An 18,613-nucleotide genomic window follows, 5' to 3' on the forward strand; every position below is an offset into this window, starting at 1 on the left:
GGCGCCCATGACATTGCCGCCTTGCACGGTTATGAGGAGCTGGAATGATGGATCGATTTGGGCAGATCGAGATGACCACAATGGATAAACTCTGACATGCAGCTTAAAACGATCGAAGTCGGCTACGGTGATGTGACCAAGGTTCACATCGGTCCGCGGCTGCCGCTTGTCTTTATTGGTGGACCTTGCGCCATCGAGAGCCGCGATCATGCGCTGAAAATGGCCGACATGATAGGCAAGATCTGTCGGGAGCTGGACGTCCCGTGGATTTATAAATCCTGCTACGACAAGGATTGCCGCTCGTCCCCGGACAGCTTCCACGGGCTGGGGATGGAGGAAGGACTACAAATCCTGGCCGACGTACGGGCCGAATTCGGCGTGCCCGTCGTGTCGGATTTTTCCGATGCATCCTGGGCGGCAGCGACCGGGGAAGTGTGCGACATGGTGCAGATTCCTGCCTATCTGTGCCGGCAGACCTCCATCCTGCGCGCCGCGGCCCTGACCGGACGTCCTGTCCACGTCAAGAAGGGGCAATTCATGAGCCCCTGGAACATGAAGAATTCCGTTCGCAAGCTCGAGGCGAGCGGCTGCCAGCAAATCCTGTTGGCGGACCGCGGCACATTCATGGGCTATAATATGCTGGTCAACGACATGACCAGTTTTCCGATCATGGCCCGTACCGGCTACCCGGTCAGCTTCGATGCCACTCATTCGATCCAGATGCCGACCTCCATGGGCAATGTGTCGGGTGGCCAGCGCGAATACATTCCCTATCTGGTCCGCGCTGCGGTGGCCTGCGGGGTACATGCGCTGTTCATGGAAACACACGACGATCCACCCAACGCCCTGTCGGACGCCAATACGGTCCTCGACATCAAGTATCTGGCCAATGTCCTCTCGCAGGCAAAACTGGTGCACGAGACCCGCCTGGCAATTCTGGAAAAGTTCGGAGAGGATCAAATTCATGTCGAAAACTGATGCGTTCCTGGTTTGCGACGTCATGCTGCCTCTGGGGCGCTTTCCAGTCACGCCGCCGTCGACTTTCCTCAAGTCGGCACTGGAGGAAATGGGCAAGATGGGCCTCGGCATCGTCTGTGTCGCCGATGCGGACGGCAAGCTCGCCGGCATTCTGACCGATGGCGATATTCGCCGGCGGCTTCTCAAAGTGCAAAAGCCGTTCTCGTCGTTTTTTTCCGATGACGTCATCGATCATGCCGTCAAGGGACCTGCGACCGTGCGCGACGGCGCCCCTTTGTCGGAGGCCATCGACCTCATGGAAACCAAGCAGGTTTGGGACCTGCCGGTGATCGGCGACAACGACACGCTTGTCGGCCTCCTGCATCTGCATCCCGTCGTGCAGATCCTGCTCAACGCCGATTGACCCGGTCAATTCACGTTGCCCCGCGCAATGATTCGCGGTGGCGGCATTGACCTCTTACTCAAGCAGAGACGATGACACAAAACAGCTTGAAATTTGGCACCAGCGGGTTGCGGGGCCTGGTCGTGGACCTCGCCGGCGACGCGGCGCGCGTTTACACCTCGGCTTTTCTGCGTCACCTGGAAGCCAGCGCTGAACGAGCTGACACGCTTTACATTGGCCGGGACCTGCGCCCGAGCAGTCAGGCCATTGCCGCCGATTGCATCGCCGCGGCGGCGGCCTTGGGCGTCAGGCCGGTGGATTGCGGGGCTTTGGCAACGCCGGCGCTGGCGCTGCACGCCATGGCAGCGGATGCTCCCAGCATCATGGTGACCGGCAGCCACATTCCGTCGGATCGCAACGGGCTAAAATTCTATCGCCGGAGCGGAGAAATCACCAAGGCCGACGAGGCCGGCATTGTGGCGCATGTCCGCGGTGCTGAACGCGGCGATTACACCGTCTCTGGCGTTGACGAGACAGAAGCGGCAAAGCTGCGGTATCTGCAACGGTTCGAACATGTGCTGCCGCCGAAAGCTCTTGCGGGCTGGAGGTTGGGCGTGTTCGAGCATTCCAGCGTCGCGCGCGAGGCATTGGCCGCGATATTGACCGCCTTTGGCGCCGACGTCGTGTCGCTCGGCCGGGTCGAGCATTTCGTCGCCGTCGATACCGAGGCCTTTGGCGATCCGGTGTTCGCGCCGCTGGCGCACTGGCTGCGTGACCACAATCTTGATGCCATCGTTTCGGCAGACGGCGACGGAGACCGGCCGCTGCTGATGGACGGCAAGGGCCGTTTTGTGCGCGGCGACACGCTGGGCTTGCTGACCGCGCTGTTTCTCAAGGCCCAGGCGGTCGTTACGCCGGTCACCTCGAATACGGCAGTTGAGGCGCTGGGCGCGTTCCAATCGGTTATCCGCACGCGAGTCGGGTCGCCCTACGTTATCGAAGGCATGCAGGGCGTAAGCGGCTCCGGCACATCGGTGATCGGCTTCGAGGCGAATGGCGGTACGCTGCTGGGCACCGCAATCGAGCTCGAACGGGGCACTTTAACTGCCTTGATGACGCGCGACGCGGCTTTGCCGCTGATCTGCGCCATTGGCCTTGCCGCACGGCAGGGCAAGACACTCGCGGACATGGTCGACGCATTGCCGCTACGGTCTGCCTTGAGCGACCGGCTGACCGACGTTCCGGCCGAGTCAAGCGCAGCGTTCCTGCGGCGATTGAGCAATGCCGATCACGCTGCACGCCATTTCAGCCACCGGGCCGTGGTCCGCCACGCCGATGTGGACGGGCTTCAGTTCTGGCTCGATGACGGGACCATGATCCACTATCGCGCTTCGGGGAATGCCCCGGAGCTGCGCTGCTATGTGGAAGCCGGCAATGCCGAGCAGGCGCGCGAAGCGCTTGCATGGGGCCTGAAGGCTGCAGAAACGGCATTGTCGCCTGGGTGACAACAGCCCTTTGCTCGTCTATTGCCCACCAAGCGGTCGGTACGTTTCATTGAAAGGCTCGCTCATGAGCGAAATCATTCCAGTCATCCTCGCCGGCGGACAGGGAACCCGACTGTGGCCGATGTCACGGTCGGCAAGACCCAAGCAATTCATACCGCTGCTTGGCGCGCTTAGTCTGTTCCAGCAGACCCTGTTGCGCGTGGCCGATCGTGCACGCTATGGCGCGCCGATCATTCTGACGCATGCCGACTATCGGTTCCTGGTGGCCGAGCAGGCGCTGGAGGTCGGTGTCGCGCTGGGCGCGATCCTGCTCGAGCCGGTGTCGCGCAATACGGCTGTGGCCATTGCCGCAGCCGCGGAAACGGCCTTGGCGCAAGATGCCGACGCTGTTCTAAACGTTTTGCCGTCCGACCACGCCATCGCCGATGACGCGGACTACCATGGGGCGGTGACGACCGCTGCGGCAGCCGCTCGGGACGGCTGGCTCGTGACCTTCGGCATAACGCCGGACCGGCCGGAAACCGGCTATGGCTATATCGCCTTGGGCACAGAGGTGAACACCCAGGTCCGCAAGGTCGGCCGCTTCGTCGAAAAGCCCGACCTGGACGGGGCGCAAGCCATGCTTGGACAGGGTGGCTATGTGTGGAATTCGGGCATGTTCATGTTCTCGGCAGCGGTGTTCCTGGCGGAATGCGAGCGTCTCGCTGTCGACACCAAACGGGCTGCCCATACCGCCGTCCACAAGGCAAAACGCGATCTGGATTTCGTGCGCCTTGATGAAGAAGCCTTTGCAACGGCACCGAACATTTCGGTCGATTACGCGATTTTCGAGCGTACCGACAAAGCCGCGGTCCTGTCGGTCAGTTTTGGCTGGTCCGACCTTGGCGCCTGGAATGCGGTCTGGCAGGCGCTGACGCCCGATGCCGCAGGCAATGTGTCCGTCGGACCATCGCTGCTGTCCAACACGACCAATTGCTTGGTGGTTACCGACAATGCGCATGTCGTTGTCGAGGGATTGGACGACGTGGCGGTGATTGCCACCGAGGACGCCATCTTTGTCGGGCGGTTGTCACAGGCGCAACGGGTCGGCGCCCTGGCCAAAAGCCTCAAGGAAGACGCCAAAACGCAAGGCCTGACTGATGTGCATAAAACGGCGTACCGGCCCTGGGGCGGTTACGCGTCGGTGCTACTGGGCGAGCGCTTCCAGGTGAAACGGCTTTTCGTCAAGCCCGGCAAAAAGCTGTCGCTGCAAAAGCACCATCACCGGTCCGAACACTGGGTCGTGGTCAGCGGCACGGCGGAAGTCACCGTGGACGGCAAGATCACCGTCCTCAGCGAGAACCAGTCGATCTACCTGCCCCTTGGCTGTACGCACCGCCTCGCCAATCCCGGCAAAATCCTACTCGAAGTCGTCGAAGTGCAAACCGGATCCTACCTAGGCGAGGACGACATCATCCGCATCGAGGACGAGTTCGGGAGGGCAGGCTAAAGCAGACCACAGCCAATTGGCACGGCTCTTTGAACTCGCCGATAAATCCGGCTAGAGTGCCGAGGCCAACGTTTCGCTTTACAACTGTTTGCTAGGCTTCGCTTGGGGCATTCTTTCCTTTCTTAACTGTAACTGTTGGCGAAGCCGTGCCGCATACCTGCGAGACGTGATCAAAGACCTTGGTCATTTCATTGTCCCAGGTCAGGTCTCGCATCGTCTGCAAGCCACCATCAGCCAGACTTTGACGAAGCGTGACACTAGCGGCCATCGCCTCGTAAGCCTCCAGTATCGATTGGGGCACAGGGTCAACGAGATAGCTATTGGTCAGGTGTTGGCAGTGCCATTCAATATGGGGGCCATTGTTGGAAATCACCGGAACGCCCGATGCCATCAGTTCCACCGGCAGGTAAGAGAGATTTGTGCCCGAGAACGCCATCCCGACATCGCAGGTGCGATAGAGGTCACCAGTCTGCGCCAAGGTCATATTACCCAGCAGGGTTGCCTCAAAAGGTGGCGGCGAAGACAGTTCCAGGCCACCAATGACAATCTCCAGGTCAGGATATTTTTCTTTAATCAGAGACAGTCCGGCTATTCCCAAGTCAAAGCAGCGTCGTTCTGTTGACGGGCGACCGTAAAAAAATAGTCAGCGGACTTTTTTGGCAGCCGGGTAGAAAATCGACCGATCCGCCGCAAACCGATAGTTGATCGCGGTGCCACCATGAGATTCGTAGCAATGTTTAAGCCATCCGCCACCGGTGACGCCGCTGAAGCCGAATGAGTAGGTGGCGTTCGCCTGCATCGACTGCGTTCCAAACGAGTAGAAATAACTCTCGTAGTCCTGCATAAAGTACAGTTTGTTTTTGGCGTGCGGAAAGGCCTTTACCTTATAGGCAGACTGCCAGGTCGTTGCGATCGCGCCAGTTGCATTTGGAAGCTTTTCCGGATCGACGATGACCTCGATCTGGCAATCATCAAGTGCATCTTCGAGTTCTTTTTGCAGCTTGGTCGGCGTACCATGTCGCTGGTTATCATAGACAAATATGATGTTGCGAGAACCGCTCTTGGCAAAGTGATTTGCGAACCGAAAAAGCGTGTAGTGGCCACCGCCCCAAACATTGAGCCAGTCCGGCACAAACCAGATATAACAGGGTCGGTTGTCTGAGGACTCAACGGCTACATCGCCGCCGCCGTAGTCCGACCAGAGCTTGTAGTCCTGAACATTCTGTATGGCATGCAGGTAATTGCCAGTGGAAAGCTCCGACACGGATCCACCAGACGCCACCCTGCGCGCCAAGGCAGCAAATGCGCGGGGGAATAGCGTGTACCCGCCCAGCGTGAGGGCGTTTGCAAGACCATCGGTCCTAACGACGCGCCCGAATACACGAGCTTTGGAGCGGAGCGTCAATTAAACACCTCAAGGTAGTCCTGGAGATCGGTGCGCCAGTCGTTTGGTCCAGGGGAACCCAAATCCGTCGGCATATAGATGGAAACAAGTGCTTCCGACTGCGGTCTTGGTGCCTACAGCGGATACTCAGAAGACGAGACACCCTTTACGGTCCCTGGAAAGCCGAAGAACAAGCCTATTGATTCAGCGATTTGCAGCCTGCTCACCGCGCCCATGCTGGCGAAATGAACGAGTCCGGTATGCTGTGTCTGCACGGCCCATACAATGAACTCGGCCAACCGCTTGGCATAGGTAATACTGCCGTACTTGTCGGAGACAGCGGAAATCGCCTCGGCTCCGGACCGGATCTGGCCGATTATTCGCCCGACGAACTTATGATCGTGCTCGGGTCCTCCACCAATCATCCAACCTGGACGGATGATCAGTGATCGTGACGGCAACACAGCCCGGACCGCGTTCTCGCCCATCAATTTTGATTTGCCGCAGTAGTTCAAGGAGGCAGGCAGGTCTAACTCATTGTACGAAAACCTGCCTTCGGCGCCAAACACGTTGGAAGTCGAAATGTATATAAGGTAGGCGCCGGCCTCTTGTGCCGCCACCGCAATGGCTTGCGTGGCCAAGTGGTTCGCGATGCCGGCCTGCCGCGGATCCCGCTCGCATAAGTCGACGTTCGTTTCAGCTGCCAGATGAATAACACCGGCGGGGCCGGCAACATAGTGGTAGACCCCACGCGGATCCGTCAAATCGAATTTGGAACGATCAGCGAGATGCGCGTCGATGCCTGCCGCCGCAAGCGCGACCACGACGTCCCGGCCAAGCATGCCGGTACCACCGGTCACGAGGATCATTGCTTATTCTCCTGCAAGAACGGGGCAGCAGCGTCTTTGGCGGAAAGCAAAGGTACACCCGTGAGCGGCCAGTCGATGCCAATGGTCGGGTCATCCCAGCGGACGCTACGATCGCAATTCCGGTCGTAGAAATTCGTCACCTTATAGAGGAACTCAGTGTGATCCTCCAAGGCCAGGAAGCCGTGAGCAAAACCTTCGGGAATCCAGAGCTGCCGACGATTTTCGCCCGTCAGAAGCTCTCCAACCCACTTTCCGAAGGTTAGCGAGCCGTCGCGTATGTCGATGGCGACATCGAATGCCGCTCCCCGAACCACGCGAACCAGTTTGCCTTGCGCGGAAGGCGCCGTCTGATAATGCAAGCCGCGGAGAACGTCCTTGCATGATGCGGAGTGATTGTCTTGAACAAACGTTACCGGACGGCCAACCGCCTTGTCGAACAATTGTTGGTTAAAGCTTTCAAAGAAAAAACCGCGATCGTCTTTGAAGGCCTGCGGCTCAAACAGGATTACGTCTGGTAGTGCGAGTGGTGAGGCTATCATACCTGAGTGGCTCCTTCGGTAAGGTTTCGAGATAGCGGCCATAGCCGCTTTTGCCGAGGGGGCGGGCCAGCGCAAGCAGCTGCTCGTCGTCGATCCAGCCCAGGCGCCAGCTGATTTCCTCGGGGCATGCAACTTTGAAGCCCTGACGCTTTTCGAGCGTCGCGATGAACTGCCCGGCCTCCAGCAGCGAATCGTGTGTGCCGGTGTCAAGCCAGGCAAAGCCCCGACCCATCATCTCCAGCTTAAGAGCGCCTTCCTTGAGGTAGAGACTGTTGAGGTCGGTGATCTCAAGCTCGCCACGTGCGGAAGGTTTTAAGGAGCGTGTCCGTTCGACGGCGGTGCCGTCGTAATAATATAAGCCCGTTACAGCATAGGAAGAACGCGGAACCGCAGGCTTTTCCTCAATGGATATCACCGTACCTGCGGTGTCAAATCGGCGACACCGTACCTTTCCGGGTCCTGCACGTGATAGGCAAAGACCGTCGCGCCCTCCGTGAGAGCGTCCGCCCTATCCAGCAAATCGATGAGCGAGTGGCCGAAGAAAAATGTTGTCCCCCAGCACCAGGGCGCTGGGACCGTCCCCGATAAAATCGGCGCCGACCAAAAATGCCTGGGCCAAGCCGTCCGGGCTTGGCTGTCCTGCATAGGAAAGGTTCAGTCCCCATTGACTGCCGTCACCCAGCAATCGCTGGAAACGCGGTGTGTCATCAGGCGTGGAAATAATGAGGATATCGCGCATGCCACCGAGCATCAGCGTGGTAAGCGGGTAGTAGATCATCGGCTTGTCGTAGACCGGCAAAAGCTGTTTCGACATGGATAGCGTAGCCGGATGCAGCCTTATGCCAGATCCACCAGCGAGTACGATGCCCTTCCGCGTCATCGCCGTGCTTCCGCAAGTTCTTGCATGGTACGAAGTACTCCGTCTTCCCAGTTCGGCATGTGGAGGGCAAATCGCCGAAGCAACTTGGATGTGTCTAGCGTACAGTTTGTTGGCCGGCGGGCCGCTCGCGGATGTTCGGCCATTGTAATCGGAATAACTCGGTCAGGCTTGGTCACCAGTTGAAAGCCCATGGCTGGAGCTACAGTAACGAGCCAACGGGCATATTCGTGCCAGCTAATCTCGCCCGACGCTGAAAGGTGGTACGTGCCGGACGCGGAGTCTCCTTCTTTGACAGCCTGATGCAAAGCGTGGGCCGTGACATCGGCAACAAGATCGGCGCTCGTTGGCGCCCCCACCTGATCAGCGGTCACCCGAAGCTCGTGGCGCGTATTTGCCAAATCCAGGATGGTGCTGATAAAATTCCGGCCGCGAGCGCTATGAACCCAAGATGTCCGAAAGATAAGATGCCTGCAGCCCGACGCAGCGATGGCCATTTCAGCACGCCACTTTGTTGTGCCATAAACACTGAGAGGATTTGGGGCGTCCGTTTCTAGATAGCGATCTGGCGCGCTGCCATCGAATACGTAGTCCGTCGAATAGTGCACAAGCCAGCAATTGCGAGCCGCGGCGTCGGCTGCGAGAATAGCGATGCTGGCTTCATTGACCACTTTGGCCAGGGCCGGTTCAGACTCGGCTTGATCCACCGCAGTGTAGGCTGCTGCATTGACGATAACGTCGCAGTCCTGCTCAATCAGGAACGCTTTCAGCGCCTTGGGATCGGCGAAGTCAACTTCACTTCGGCCGCAAGCGACGAGTGTTCCTAGGGGTGCAAGTGCCCGCTGCAGCGACCAGCCGACCTGACCATTTTTTCCAAACAAAAGAATTTTCATGCGTAATGAGCGTCAACCCAGCTTCGGTATGCTCCCGAGGTGACGCTTTCTACCCAACTTTGGTTGTCCAAATACCACCGGACCGTCTTTTCAATGCCGGTCTCAAACGTTGCAGCGGAGACCAGCCCAAATCGCGTTGGAGCCGCCCGGCATCTACTGCATATCGACGGTCATGCCCCGGCCGATCCCGCACGAACGTAATTAGGTCCGAATAGGTTTTCCCATCACCCCTGGGGCGCTCTATGTCGAGAATTGCGCAAATGCTGCGCACGACGTCGATGTTCGCCTTTTCATTGTTGCCGCCCACGTTATAGGTCTCGCCTACGATACCCGCCTGCAATACGCGCCTTATCGCCGAGCAATGGTCGGTAACGTATAGCCAGTCACGCACCTGCTGCCCGTCACCGTAAATCGGAAGTGGCTTGTCGGCCAGCGCATTATGGATGATGAGCGGAACGAGCTTCTCGGGAAAATGATACGGCCCATAATTATTGGAGCAATTGGTGATCAGAACCGGCAACCCGTAAGTCTCACCGTACGCACGAACAAAATGATCCGAAGCGGCTTTGGAGGCAGCATAGGGACTGTTTGGCCGGAACGGATTTTCTTCGGTGAATGCCGGATCGTCGGGCCCCAGCGTTCCATAGACTTCGTCCGTCGAAATATGCAGGAAGCGGAAGTTTGCTTGCTGGTCAGCATTCAACGACGTCCAGTGGGACTTCGCGGCTTCAAGCAGTTGGAGCGTGCCCATCACGTTAGTCTGCACGAAAGCTTGCGGGCCCACGATCGATCTGTCGACGTGGCTCTCAGCGGCAAAGTTTATGATGGCCCGAACCTGCCGCTGCTGCAGAATGGACAGAACCTGGGCAGCATCTTCAATGCTGCATTCAACAAACGAAAAGTCGCCCCGTGCCAACACGTCCTTAAGGTTGGACTTGTTGCCGGCATAAGTGAGCGCGTCCACGCAAACAACGGGCTCTTGTTCGTTGACAAACCACTCCAGGATAAAATTGGAGCCGATGAACCCGGCGCCGCCAGTAACTAGGATGGTCATGACCACGTCCCCTGTTTGGCGCCCTGATAGTCGAGGACGCTCGTTATGACAAGGCATGCTCTCGCCTTCGGGCGGTTGGTCCGCTAAAGGCAATCGTCATCTATGAGGTAGAGGGTCCGATGGTCCAGCAAAGCTTTCTGCAGCGCCAAACGTCGCTGCGGTTATCGTTACCTATCGGCCGGACCTCGCCAGGCTCAAGAAGTTGCTGGAGGCGCTGAGAGACAGGTTTCCTTTGCAGTCATCGTTGATAATGGCTCTCCCGGCCCGGCAGTGGGAGAGTTACTCGGACCGTTGCCAGATCGGCAGCATGTTATTGCGCTGGACGAGAACAAAGGAATAGCCAAGGCCCAAAATATCGGCATCGCTCATGCACAGGAACGGCGCGTCGAATACATCTTGCTGCTCGACCAAGACAGCGTTCCTTCCAACGGCATGGTTGAAAACTGGTATCGCATTGCATTGCTCTGATCAGCTTGGGCCAGAAGGTTGCCGTTGTAGGACCACGGCTTGGTGACGAACGTTGGGACAGCGAAAAACGTCTCACACCCCGTGGGCGCGAACAAGCGCTTGAAGGCCTCCTGGAGGTCGATCACGTGATCGCGTCCGGGTCTATCATACCGATGCACGTCATCGCCATTGTCGGCGGCATGAAAGACGATCTCTTCATAGATTATGTCGATATCGAATGGTGCTTGCGCGCATCGCGACAAGGATATGCCTCCTTTATCGCCAAGGATGTGAGTATGGACCACCAACTGGGAAAGCCCATGACTGTCATGGGCAGAACAATTTCAACACATAGTCCGATGCGTCATTACTATATGGTCCGAAATACCATATGGCTATTACGCCAACGCTGGTTGTCGGCCAAATGGCGGTTTTTAAAGGTACCAAAGATTGGTCTGCACCTCTTGATCAACGCCATGTTTGCCAGACCGCACGCTGACCATTGGAAGATGATGTTGCGAGGCCTTTACCATGGGCTGACAGGGCGGATGGGCAGAGGCCACGATTAGCATTCTGACCGATTATAAACGACGCAGGATTGCCGCTGCCACCAATGCCAAATCCCCTTTTCGCGTCTGACGATAAATTCCCGAGCGCATGAGCCGAATGATCGACGACACCGCATTTCCCGCGGTCCTAAGGCTTTTAAACGCTGCAAGGCAATCCAAAGCATGGGGGCTTAACAGGTCTGAGCAACGATCCAGCGCCTGCACATTTGCATCGTTCCATATGGTGTATTTCCCACCTAGCAGCTCAAGCAGGCGTTTGGGGCGTTTTGCCAAACCAATACGTCCTCCTAGGGCGTTCTTGCCATGCTGACGGTAATCTATGTGGGGTATGGGATCGTAGATGACGCGTCCGCCAGCGCCGGAAACGAGCAGGTAGGCCCACCAATCGTGCATCAGGAACTGCGTCCTGCGTGCACTCTCGGCGAGAAGGACGAACCCGGGTCTGTTCAGAACCATGGTGTTTCCGGCGGCAAGGCTTTGAACAAGCGCGTTCTTGACGTCTGGGGGACGCAAGAATAGCGGAGGAAGTCCTATCGGTTCACCGTCTCCATCGACCAGAACGGATCGTCCGCCGTACAGACAGGCGTCATCCGTCAAACCCGCAAGCCGGAGCATTGCGCTCTCAAGCTTGTCGGGATGCCAGACGTCGTCTTGATCGCAGAAGGCTGAAAAATCGTTCTCTGGCGCTCGCAACATGAGACTGCGAAAATTTTCCGCAAATCCGCGTCGCGGGCCTTTTTCGATTACGAAGTCGCCCTTGCGCCGATTCTGCTGCCAGTTCCGCAAGATTTCGTGGGTTTGATCCTTGGACCCGTCATCGCTGGCATACACGTTCAGCACCGGTACGGTTTGAGCGGCCAATGAGCGCAATTGCTGATCGAGATAGGCAGCCCCATTGTAAGTGCAGAGCAAGACAGTGCAGGAGGGCGACTTGCCTGACATATAGAACCCCCATCCAAGCGTTCATTGGCCTGATGTTACATCGCGCGGCGACCAGCGGCGGACGCAATCTGGAGGGCCAATATCGCTGGTCATGCACCATTTGATCCGCGCCAGCAGCGTTTCATCAGTTATTGCAAAACGCGTGTGCACGCTTCGAGACTTTATGAGTGTTGTTGTTGCCGAGATACGCCCAGTCGCAACCCGAACGACAACAGCCTCTTGCGTCCAATATTAACCGCCAATGGTTGCGCTAGCGGCAACCGATGTTCGGGAATCATGGACCAACCTGCCGTGCTCCATTTCCAAGCGTCGGTTGCAAAATCTATTGATCAGATCTTCCGAATGGCTAGCCAGCAGGACGATGGATGTGCGAGCGAAAAGGCTTTCAATCCGCTTTTGTGCCTTCTCTTGGAATGCAGCATCACCGGCCCCGATGCCTTCGTCTATCAAGAGAATATCATTGTGCATTGCCGTCGAGATGCCGAAGGCCAAGCGGGCAGCCATGCCTGCAGAATATGTTCGCATGGGCAGGTGGAGGAAATCGCCAAGATCGGTGAAGTTGGCAATGTCCTCGATCTGCTCGTCGATCTGAGGTTTGTTCATGCCCAGCAAGTAGCCACGCAAGTAAATATTCTCGATACCGGTCGCTTCGTTGTCCATGCCGGCCTGAGGGTCCAGTAACGTTCCGACCTTGCCCTCGATTCGGATGCTCCCGGCGACAGGCTTGTATATGCCGGACAGCACACGCAACAAGGTTGTCTTGCCAGAACCATTGTGCCCCACAAGCCCAATGCGATCGCCGTTCTTGATTTCAAGATTAAGCCCGTCGATTGCCCGCACCGCAACGATATCGCGCGCGCCTGCCATCAGTTTGCCGCCAGTCGCCTGTGCGACAATCGTATTCTTCAAAGACCGAGCGGAAGAACCGAAAACGGCGAATTCAACCGATAGGTCTTTAATTGAAATATGAGCCATAAAGTCAAACCCAATAGGCTATGCGAGCATATGCCCGGCGGTAGAGATAAGCCGTTACCGCAAGACCGGCGACAGAAAGCGCGATGACGGAAAGCCAACTTTCCGACGACGGCAGTTTTCCCAGCAATGGCGCTCGTACCACTTCAAGCAAGTGATACATCGGGTTGAAGTGCACGAAAGCGGGACGAGTGGGTAAGACTTCCACCGACCAGAACACCGGGGTGACAAAGAACACGACCTGGATCAGATTCAGGGTCACTTGAGGAATATCGCGATAACGAGTGGACAATATGGCCGCTGCCAATGCCATCCAGCTGATGTTAATCGCGAAAAAGACAAGCCCTGGAATGACAAGAAGCACTGTCTACCCGGGATTGATGCAGAAAAATAGCAACACTCCCAAGTAGATTGCCATATTGAATCCCCAAATGATTATGTTGCGCGTCAACATCCGGTACACGTGCACGCTAAGGGGGAGAGGGACATTGCGGATGTAGGACTCATTACCGATAAAAACTGTCGTGCCTTCACTGATACAGCTGGTTAGCAGACCCCAGAAAATCGGACCGGTCGCTATGTAGGGCAAGGTGTCCCGAACGTCTTGTTGAAACAATGTTCCAAATACCAAGCCAAGCGCCGCGACCATTATGCCCATGCTGAGGGTCAGCCAAAATGGACCAAGGACGGAACGCCTGAACCGCTGGCGAATGTCATGGGCAGCAAAACGGCTCCACATATCGTAGCGTTCGAGACCCTTCCACAAATCTTCCATTGCAGCCCTTGGCACATGATCAACGCTGATCACGGTAACGCTGTTTGGGATATCGCTCATAGGAATATGACGTTCCTGCTTAAACTGCTGCCCGTCTACAACTTGGTCACTGCCACGTCCAGTTATTAGACATTGGCAGACCCGCCGCCATCCGGTTATCGGCGCATTGCACCGCGACCAGCCAGTTGCCGATAAAGGTCGGCGTAAGCTGCGGCCATTTGTTCCTGCGTGAAAAGATTCTTGTACCGTTCCTGAGCGGCCCTGCCAAAATTGGCAGCAGTTTCGGCATTACCGGCAAGGTTCTGCATTGCTTGAGCGAGGCGGGATGGATTTTGGGGGGGCACGACGATACCTGTCTCGCCATCGACGTTGACATAAGTTGTGCCAGTACCGATTTCGCAACTGATCATCGGCTTACCGGACCGCGCGGCTTCCAGGAGCGCCACTCCAAATGCTTCCGAGCGCAAGTGCGACGGAAAAACGAAGGCTCGACAAAGATCGAGCAACGCTTCCTTGTCTTCGTCGCTGACCCTACCCGTCGCAACGACATTTGCGGGCAACTTTGCGCGCTGCAAATCGTCAGCCTCTCCAGCAATGACCACAGGCAGTCCGGACATTTTCGTAGCATCAAGCAGCTAGTCTATTCCCTTATAGTATCGTGCGGCCCCGACAAATAAAAAGAAGTCGGACCCCAGTTGTCGACGCCAGTGGTCACGGGTGCCAATGGCTACCTTCGGGCGCGGCTCAATGCCGATTGGAATGACCTGAACCTTTTCCGAAAATTGGCGCAGAACAGGGCTGGTCGCAACGTAATTGGGAGAGGTCGCAACGATAGCGTCGGCCCTCGACAGAAAATGATTCCTGAGAGGTGCATATATCTTGGAGAGCCTTAGCTGTTTCACGATATCGGAATGATAGGTTATGACTGCCGGCTTGCGGGTCCCGGCAGAAAGCCAAAGGAGATCCCCGAAAGGCCACGGATAGTGATAGTGGATGATGTCGGCACCCGCGGACAGCGTTCGAAAAGTGGTAAAGGCCCTGGTTGAGACATCTGTCGAGGCTACCTGAAAATCACGTCTCACTTTATGAACAAAGTGATGTCCAACCTTTGACACACCCTCCTCTGCCCCTTTGGTCAACGCAAACACGTGACTCTCAATCCCTTTTGAGGCAGCACCTTCGGCTATGGAATGGATAACGCGTGGTACCCCGGTAAAATCGTCAGGGAAATATGTTTTGTAAACGTGGAGCACTTTCATGGAGCTCCGCCTGTGGTTGACAGATACGCAATCAAGCCTGCAGTACCGTCGCGATATTTTTGCCGCGTATCTGCCGGTTTTAAGAGTGACTTACCGATTCGACCTGACTTGGACAAACTTCTCCTCCAAAAATGCCAAGAGGCTCGTTGGCGTAAGCTGATGAGGTTGCAATGATGCCGAGTAAGCGGCGCCATCCCGGTCTGGAGGCCGTGATCCGACGAGGCGCGCGGCGCCATCAGCACCAGTACGTCGCCATGATCGGGGCGGCAATCCCCGCAACGTTGGTGACTGCGGCAGCCAATGCCACACTTTACATGGTCATACTCGCTTCGGCCGGCCGCACCGACTGGTACAACATCATCGTAGGCGCAGCGGGAGCCGCCGCCATCCCGATTGTCGCTATCAGCTTTCTTTTTCTAATGACCAGACGTGATCATCCCGTCACTCTGGCGCTTGCCGCGACCGCTTTTGCCGGCTCCCTGCTTATAGCGTTCCTGTCGGCAACACGCATCCCCATCAGCTTTATTGCCTTGCTGGCGAGCTTACCCATGACAGCAGTGGGTGTGTCGTTCGCCAATGTTTCGCTGGCTCGAGCTCTTAAGAAGTCCGTTGCCGTATTAGACTTTCCAGGCGCCCTGAAGGTGGCTTCTCTGATAGGCAGGGCCGTGCAGGTGGTTTCTGCGCAGGACGTTGGCGCCAACATCCACAGGCTTCTCATTGACCCGGTTGCGCACCATACGCCAGAGTATGCGACAGTACTCGCCCGGCTCTATTTGAGGGGCGTGGCTCTTGAAACGTGGCCTGTCTATCTGGAGGGCCATCTCGGCAAAGTCGATATCAAGACTTTTGACCTTGGCGATATATCCTATTCACCCAGCCAGCTTGCTTACTATCGAACCAAGCGTTTGATGGACGTTGCCGCAGTGGCGCTTCTACTGACTCCTGCAGCCGTCATCTGTTCCATGATCTGGGTCTATATCCGCCTGATAGACGGTGGGCCAAGCCTATTCGTGCAGGAAAGACGCGGTTATGCGGGCTCGGTTTTTCGGCTATACAAATTCCGAACCATGCGTCTCGGAGATCATGTCGGCTCCACGACCATCAACGACGACAGGATTCTGCCCGGCTGCGTTCTGTTGCGTCAACTTCGGCTGGATGAGCTGCCTCAGCTGTTCAACATCCTGAAGGGCGACATGAGCTTTATTGGGCCTCGACCTGTATCAATCGAAGTTGCCTCGGCTCTTGAAGCCAAATTGCCTCAGTATATCAACAGGCAAATCTTGTTTCCCGGACTTACCGGATGGGCACAGGTCTCGCAAGGCTATGCAGAGAGTGAAGACGAGGAAGTCGAAAAGCTGTCTTATGACCTGTTTTATCTAAAACATGTCTCTCTGGATCTCGACATTATCATAACTGCACGGACATTTCGGACCATCCTGTTGCGACAGGGAGCGCGATAGCCCTACTTGAGCTTGCACAGACAGCGCACAACGGCGCTGGATAGAATCGCAGATCGAGTGGTGGTCGCTCCGGTCCTCAAGACAGTGCTGAAGCTGGCCAGCCGCGGCGGCACGGTTCTAGGACCGATCGGCCGGCAACGGTCGGACCCTCTCCATCAATATCCTTAGGCCCAAAGATCTTTACCGGGTTCATCGGACCAAGCGCCGCAGCAGAATCGCAATGCACAGCTGGTAACAGCGCTCTGGCACCGACATGGATACGGTCGCCCGCAGAAAGCGGCGTCAGTGGTCGAACATCGTCAGATTGTCGCGGCGCTCCGCCACAATGATGCGGACTCGGCAGCCTGCTTCGCGATGGCCCACGCCGCCCGCGCGAAGTTCGACTTGCTCAATCGAATGGCTGCGACTTGAGAGGGCGCTCGACATTCGTGCAGCCAATGGCGGCGTGTGCGCCTACTCCTTGCTGCCGGAGCTGGCGATCGAGGTCACGAAATAGCGCTGCAGCACCAGGAGCACGCCCTCTGGAATAAGAGCCAGCGCCGTGGTCTGGGCGAAGACGCTACCATAGTCGGTCGAGAAGGCCCCGAACGACTTGGCGATCGACACAGGCGCCAGATCGAGATTTTCCTGCGATACGACCAAAATGGGCCACATATAGGCCTGCCACTGGAAGAGAAACAGGATCAGCCCGGCGCCGATCAGCGCCGGGCGGCATAGCGGCAGGTAGATCATCCAGAATATGCGCCACCACCCGGCCCCGTCCATATGCGCGGCCTCGGCCAGGGAATAGGGCACGCCCAGGAAGAACTGACGCAAGATGAAGACCGCAAGGCCATTGCCCAGCCCCGGCAGGATCAACGCGGTCACGGTATTGGTCAGTCCCCAATCGGCCATGTTGCGCGCGAGCGGGATGGCGATGGCTTCGAAGGGCACGAGAAAGCTCAGAACGATTGCGGTGAAAACCGGCTTGCGACCGGGAAAGCGGATGACCGCCAGGGCAAAAGCCGCCATAGCGCTGATCGCCAGGCCCAGCACCACCGAAATGCCGGCGACCAGAAGACTATTGAACAGATTGCGCAGGAAGCCCTTGTCGAGGGCCGACTGGAAATTCTCCAGCGTCCACTGGCGTGGAATGATGGTGTACCAATCCACGTTGGCGCCGCCCGCAAAGGTTTCGGCCACGGGGCGCAGCGCGCTCGCCATCAGCCAGAGAATGGGCAGCAGGAAGATCAGCGATATCGAAACAGCCATGAGGGTCAGCACGGTCTTGCCGAGTGCATTTGACATATCAGTCCTCCTGTCCGCCCAGCAGCTTGAACTGCAGCGCCACGATGGCGATCATTATGGCCAGCAGCACCACCAGTTCCGCCGCCGCCATGTGCGGATCGGATAGGTCGAACGAGCGGTGGAAGATGTCGTACATCAAGAAATTGGATTTTCGCTGCGGCCCGCCGGCGGTCAGAATTTGGACCGGTGCGAACAGGACGAAATTAGCCACGGTATCGGCGACAAGCACGAACAGTAGCGGCCGCCGCAACAGCGGCAGGGTGATCAGAAAGAAGGTGCGGACCGGGTCCGAGCCGTCGATCTTGGCAGCCTCGTAATAGACCGGCGGAATATCCTTGAGGCCGGCGATCAGGAACACCATCCAGGTGCCGCAGCCGATCCAGCTGGCCAACAGGATGATACTGAAGACGACCTGCTCGGGGCTGGTGAGAAAGGGCTGTGGCGGGATGGCGGCCAGTGCCAAAAGGCCATTGATCGGGCCATCGGGCCGCAGTGCCAGGCCCCAGACGATGGACGAGCCAGCCAGTGGCACGGCCGAGGGCAGAAAGACCAAAGTGCGCCAGATGCCGCTGGCTGGCAGGCCTTGCGACAGCAGGACCGCCAGAGCAAGGGCTATGATGATCTGGATGGGATTGACCAGCAGGTTGAAGATCAGCGTCTGCTGCACGGAGGACCAAAAATTGGCCGAGCTGAAAAGCTTGGCGAAATGTTCGGTGCCCACGAATTGGGTGCTCGCATTGCGCCCGATCCCGGTTGACTGCACGGAATCCGCAACCGCGCTCAATGCCGGAACCAGGCGCAACACCATGATCAGCACCACGACCGGAGCTAGGAATAGCGCGGCGTTGGTCAGGTCGCGCCAGCGCCAGTCGTGGGTTTTCGCCATTTGCATCACGCAACTCCGGGAAGGGCTGCGCGGGGTGAGGGCCCGC

19 protein-coding genes and 3 pseudogenes are annotated in these 18,613 nt (G+C 57.3%); 7 read left to right on the forward strand and 15 right to left on the reverse strand.

Features of this window, described 5'->3' with window-relative positions; genetic code table 11:
• Window positions 1–96: 96 nt before the first annotated feature.
• From kdsA to ACFE8X_RS04240, 4 genes are all read left to right on the forward strand, one after another.
• On the forward strand, window positions 97–978 hold the full coding sequence (kdsA, locus tag ACFE8X_RS04225) for a 3-deoxy-8-phosphooctulonate synthase (RefSeq protein WP_375450204.1): 882 nt from the start codon (window positions 97–99) through the stop codon (window positions 976–978).
• Window positions 965–1,381, forward strand: a complete 417-nt coding sequence (locus ACFE8X_RS04230) for a CBS domain-containing protein (protein ID WP_375450205.1) — start codon at window positions 965–967, stop codon at window positions 1,379–1,381. Before kdsA ends, ACFE8X_RS04230 begins: the two co-directional genes overlap by 14 nt.
• 71 nt (window positions 1,382–1,452) lie before the next feature.
• Window positions 1,453–2,865 (forward strand): phosphomannomutase, encoded by a 1,413-nt coding sequence (locus ACFE8X_RS04235; RefSeq protein WP_375450206.1) that lies wholly within the window; start codon window positions 1,453–1,455, stop codon window positions 2,863–2,865.
• Between the two features lie 64 nt (window positions 2,866–2,929).
• Window positions 2,930–4,354: a mannose-1-phosphate guanylyltransferase/mannose-6-phosphate isomerase gene (locus ACFE8X_RS04240; RefSeq protein ID WP_375450207.1), complete on the forward strand. Its 1,425-nt coding sequence runs from the start codon at window positions 2,930–2,932 to the stop codon at window positions 4,352–4,354.
• A gap of 91 nt (window positions 4,355–4,445) precedes the next feature.
• Here the strand turns inward: ACFE8X_RS04240 and ACFE8X_RS04245 are convergent.
• The 7 genes and pseudogenes from ACFE8X_RS04245 to rfbB all read right to left on the reverse strand — a co-directional run.
• Window positions 4,446–4,985: pseudogene (locus tag ACFE8X_RS04245) on the reverse strand (hypothetical protein); the annotation flags it as partial.
• A gap of 12 nt (window positions 4,986–4,997) precedes the next feature.
• Window positions 4,998–5,759, reverse strand: coding sequence for a hypothetical protein (locus tag ACFE8X_RS04250; RefSeq protein WP_375450208.1), 762 nt, complete (start codon window positions 5,757–5,759; stop codon window positions 4,998–5,000).
• A 113-nt stretch (window positions 5,760–5,872) separates the two neighbouring features.
• Window positions 5,873–6,607, reverse strand: a complete 735-nt coding sequence (locus tag ACFE8X_RS04255; RefSeq protein ID WP_375450209.1) for an SDR family oxidoreductase — start codon at window positions 6,605–6,607, stop codon at window positions 5,873–5,875.
• Window positions 6,604–7,146, reverse strand: coding sequence for a dTDP-4-dehydrorhamnose 3,5-epimerase (gene rfbC / locus ACFE8X_RS04260; protein WP_375450210.1), 543 nt, complete (start codon window positions 7,144–7,146; stop codon window positions 6,604–6,606). The genes ACFE8X_RS04255 and rfbC overlap by 4 nt, the downstream gene beginning before the upstream one ends.
• Window positions 7,103–8,026, reverse strand: a pseudogene (gene rfbA, locus ACFE8X_RS04265) (glucose-1-phosphate thymidylyltransferase RfbA). The gene rfbC and the pseudogene rfbA overlap by 44 nt, the downstream one beginning before the upstream one ends.
• Window positions 8,023–8,916, reverse strand: a complete 894-nt coding sequence (rfbD, locus tag ACFE8X_RS04270; protein ID WP_375450211.1) for a dTDP-4-dehydrorhamnose reductase — start codon at window positions 8,914–8,916, stop codon at window positions 8,023–8,025. Before rfbD ends, rfbA begins: the two are co-directional and overlap by 4 nt.
• Window positions 8,913–9,970: pseudogene (rfbB, locus tag ACFE8X_RS04275) on the reverse strand (dTDP-glucose 4,6-dehydratase). Before rfbB ends, rfbD begins: the two are co-directional and overlap by 4 nt.
• A 270-nt stretch (window positions 9,971–10,240) precedes the next feature.
• Here rfbB and ACFE8X_RS04280 point away from each other — a divergent pair.
• On the forward strand, window positions 10,241–10,438 hold the full coding sequence (locus tag ACFE8X_RS04280) for a glycosyltransferase (RefSeq protein WP_375450212.1): 198 nt from the start codon (window positions 10,241–10,243) through the stop codon (window positions 10,436–10,438).
• 5 nt (window positions 10,439–10,443) lie between these two features.
• Window positions 10,444–10,986, forward strand: a complete 543-nt coding sequence (locus ACFE8X_RS04285) for a hypothetical protein (protein ID WP_375450213.1) — start codon at window positions 10,444–10,446, stop codon at window positions 10,984–10,986.
• A 12-nt stretch (window positions 10,987–10,998) separates the two neighbouring features.
• Here the strand turns inward: ACFE8X_RS04285 and ACFE8X_RS04290 are convergent, their stop codons facing one another.
• The 6 genes from ACFE8X_RS04290 to ACFE8X_RS04315 form a co-directional block, all read right to left on the reverse strand.
• Window positions 10,999–11,928 carry a glycosyltransferase family 2 protein gene (locus ACFE8X_RS04290; protein WP_375450214.1) on the reverse strand — a complete coding sequence of 310 codons (930 nt, stop codon included), beginning with the start codon at window positions 11,926–11,928 and terminating at the stop codon, window positions 10,999–11,001.
• Window positions 11,929–12,159: 231 nt separating this feature from the next.
• Window positions 12,160–12,903 carry an ABC transporter ATP-binding protein gene (locus ACFE8X_RS04295; RefSeq protein ID WP_375450215.1) on the reverse strand — a complete coding sequence of 248 codons (744 nt, stop codon included), beginning with the start codon at window positions 12,901–12,903 and terminating at the stop codon, window positions 12,160–12,162.
• 4 nt (window positions 12,904–12,907) lie between these two features.
• Complete coding sequence (locus ACFE8X_RS04300) at window positions 12,908–13,264, reverse strand: ABC transporter permease (protein WP_375450216.1); 357 nt, start codon at window positions 13,262–13,264, stop codon at window positions 12,908–12,910.
• A gap of 3 nt (window positions 13,265–13,267) precedes the next feature.
• Window positions 13,268–13,735, reverse strand: coding sequence for an ABC transporter permease (locus ACFE8X_RS04305; protein ID WP_375450217.1), 468 nt, complete (start codon window positions 13,733–13,735; stop codon window positions 13,268–13,270).
• A gap of 95 nt (window positions 13,736–13,830) precedes the next feature.
• Window positions 13,831–14,292, reverse strand: coding sequence for a glycosyltransferase (locus tag ACFE8X_RS04310; RefSeq protein WP_375450218.1), 462 nt, complete (start codon window positions 14,290–14,292; stop codon window positions 13,831–13,833).
• Window positions 14,293–14,310: 18 nt separating this feature from the next.
• Window positions 14,311–14,934, reverse strand: a complete 624-nt coding sequence (locus ACFE8X_RS04315; RefSeq protein WP_375450219.1) for a glycosyltransferase — start codon at window positions 14,932–14,934, stop codon at window positions 14,311–14,313.
• A gap of 170 nt (window positions 14,935–15,104) precedes the next feature.
• Between ACFE8X_RS04315 and ACFE8X_RS04320 the strand changes: the two genes are divergently transcribed.
• A complete protein-coding gene (locus tag ACFE8X_RS04320; RefSeq protein ID WP_375450220.1) occupies window positions 15,105–16,394 on the forward strand; it encodes a sugar transferase in 1,290 nt (429 codons plus the stop codon).
• Between the two features lie 453 nt (window positions 16,395–16,847).
• Here ACFE8X_RS04320 and ACFE8X_RS04325 read toward each other — a convergent pair whose 3' ends face one another.
• Window positions 16,848–17,681, reverse strand: a complete 834-nt coding sequence (locus ACFE8X_RS04325; RefSeq protein WP_375450221.1) for a carbohydrate ABC transporter permease — start codon at window positions 17,679–17,681, stop codon at window positions 16,848–16,850.
• A gap of 1 nt (window position 17,682) precedes the next feature.
• On the reverse strand, window positions 17,683–18,573 hold the full coding sequence (locus tag ACFE8X_RS04330) for a carbohydrate ABC transporter permease (RefSeq protein WP_375450222.1): 891 nt from the start codon (window positions 18,571–18,573) through the stop codon (window positions 17,683–17,685).
• Window positions 18,574–18,613: the final 40 nt, after the last annotated feature.

It is taken from the genome of uncultured Devosia sp. (assembly GCF_964244875.1).
Classification (GTDB): Bacteria; Pseudomonadota; Alphaproteobacteria; order Rhizobiales; family Devosiaceae; genus Devosia.

Bases quoted from the DNA above. Each gene is read 5' to 3' on its own strand.
- kdsA (WP_375450204.1), top strand. From the start codon at position 97: ATGCAGCTTAAAACGATCGAAGTCGGCTACGGTGATGTGACCAAGGTT.
- ACFE8X_RS04230 (WP_375450205.1), top strand. From the start codon at position 965: ATGTCGAAAACTGATGCGTTCCTGGTTTGCGACGTCATGCTGCCTCTG.
- ACFE8X_RS04235 (WP_375450206.1), top strand. From the start codon at position 1,453: ATGACACAAAACAGCTTGAAATTTGGCACCAGCGGGTTGCGGGGCCTG.
- ACFE8X_RS04240 (WP_375450207.1), top strand. From the start codon at position 2,930: ATGAGCGAAATCATTCCAGTCATCCTCGCCGGCGGACAGGGAACCCGA.
- ACFE8X_RS04255 (WP_375450209.1), bottom strand. From the start codon at position 6,607: ATGATCCTCGTGACCGGTGGTACCGGCATGCTTGGCCGGGACGTCGTG.
- rfbC (WP_375450210.1), bottom strand. From the start codon at position 7,146: ATGATAGCCTCACCACTCGCACTACCAGACGTAATCCTGTTTGAGCCG.
- rfbD (WP_375450211.1), bottom strand. From the start codon at position 8,916: ATGAAAATTCTTTTGTTTGGAAAAAATGGTCAGGTCGGCTGGTCGCTG.
- ACFE8X_RS04290 (WP_375450214.1), bottom strand. From the start codon at position 11,928: ATGTCAGGCAAGTCGCCCTCCTGCACTGTCTTGCTCTGCACTTACAAT.
- ACFE8X_RS04295 (WP_375450215.1), bottom strand. From the start codon at position 12,903: ATGGCTCATATTTCAATTAAAGACCTATCGGTTGAATTCGCCGTTTTC.
- ACFE8X_RS04305 (WP_375450217.1), bottom strand. From the start codon at position 13,735: ATGAGCGATATCCCAAACAGCGTTACCGTGATCAGCGTTGATCATGTG.
- ACFE8X_RS04310 (WP_375450218.1), bottom strand. From the start codon at position 14,292: ATGTCCGGACTGCCTGTGGTCATTGCTGGAGAGGCTGACGATTTGCAG.
- ACFE8X_RS04315 (WP_375450219.1), bottom strand. From the start codon at position 14,934: ATGAAAGTGCTCCACGTTTACAAAACATATTTCCCTGACGATTTTACC.
- ACFE8X_RS04320 (WP_375450220.1), top strand. From the start codon at position 15,105: ATGATGCCGAGTAAGCGGCGCCATCCCGGTCTGGAGGCCGTGATCCGA.
- ACFE8X_RS04325 (WP_375450221.1), bottom strand. From the start codon at position 17,681: ATGTCAAATGCACTCGGCAAGACCGTGCTGACCCTCATGGCTGTTTCG.
- ACFE8X_RS04330 (WP_375450222.1), bottom strand. From the start codon at position 18,573: ATGCAAATGGCGAAAACCCACGACTGGCGCTGGCGCGACCTGACCAAC.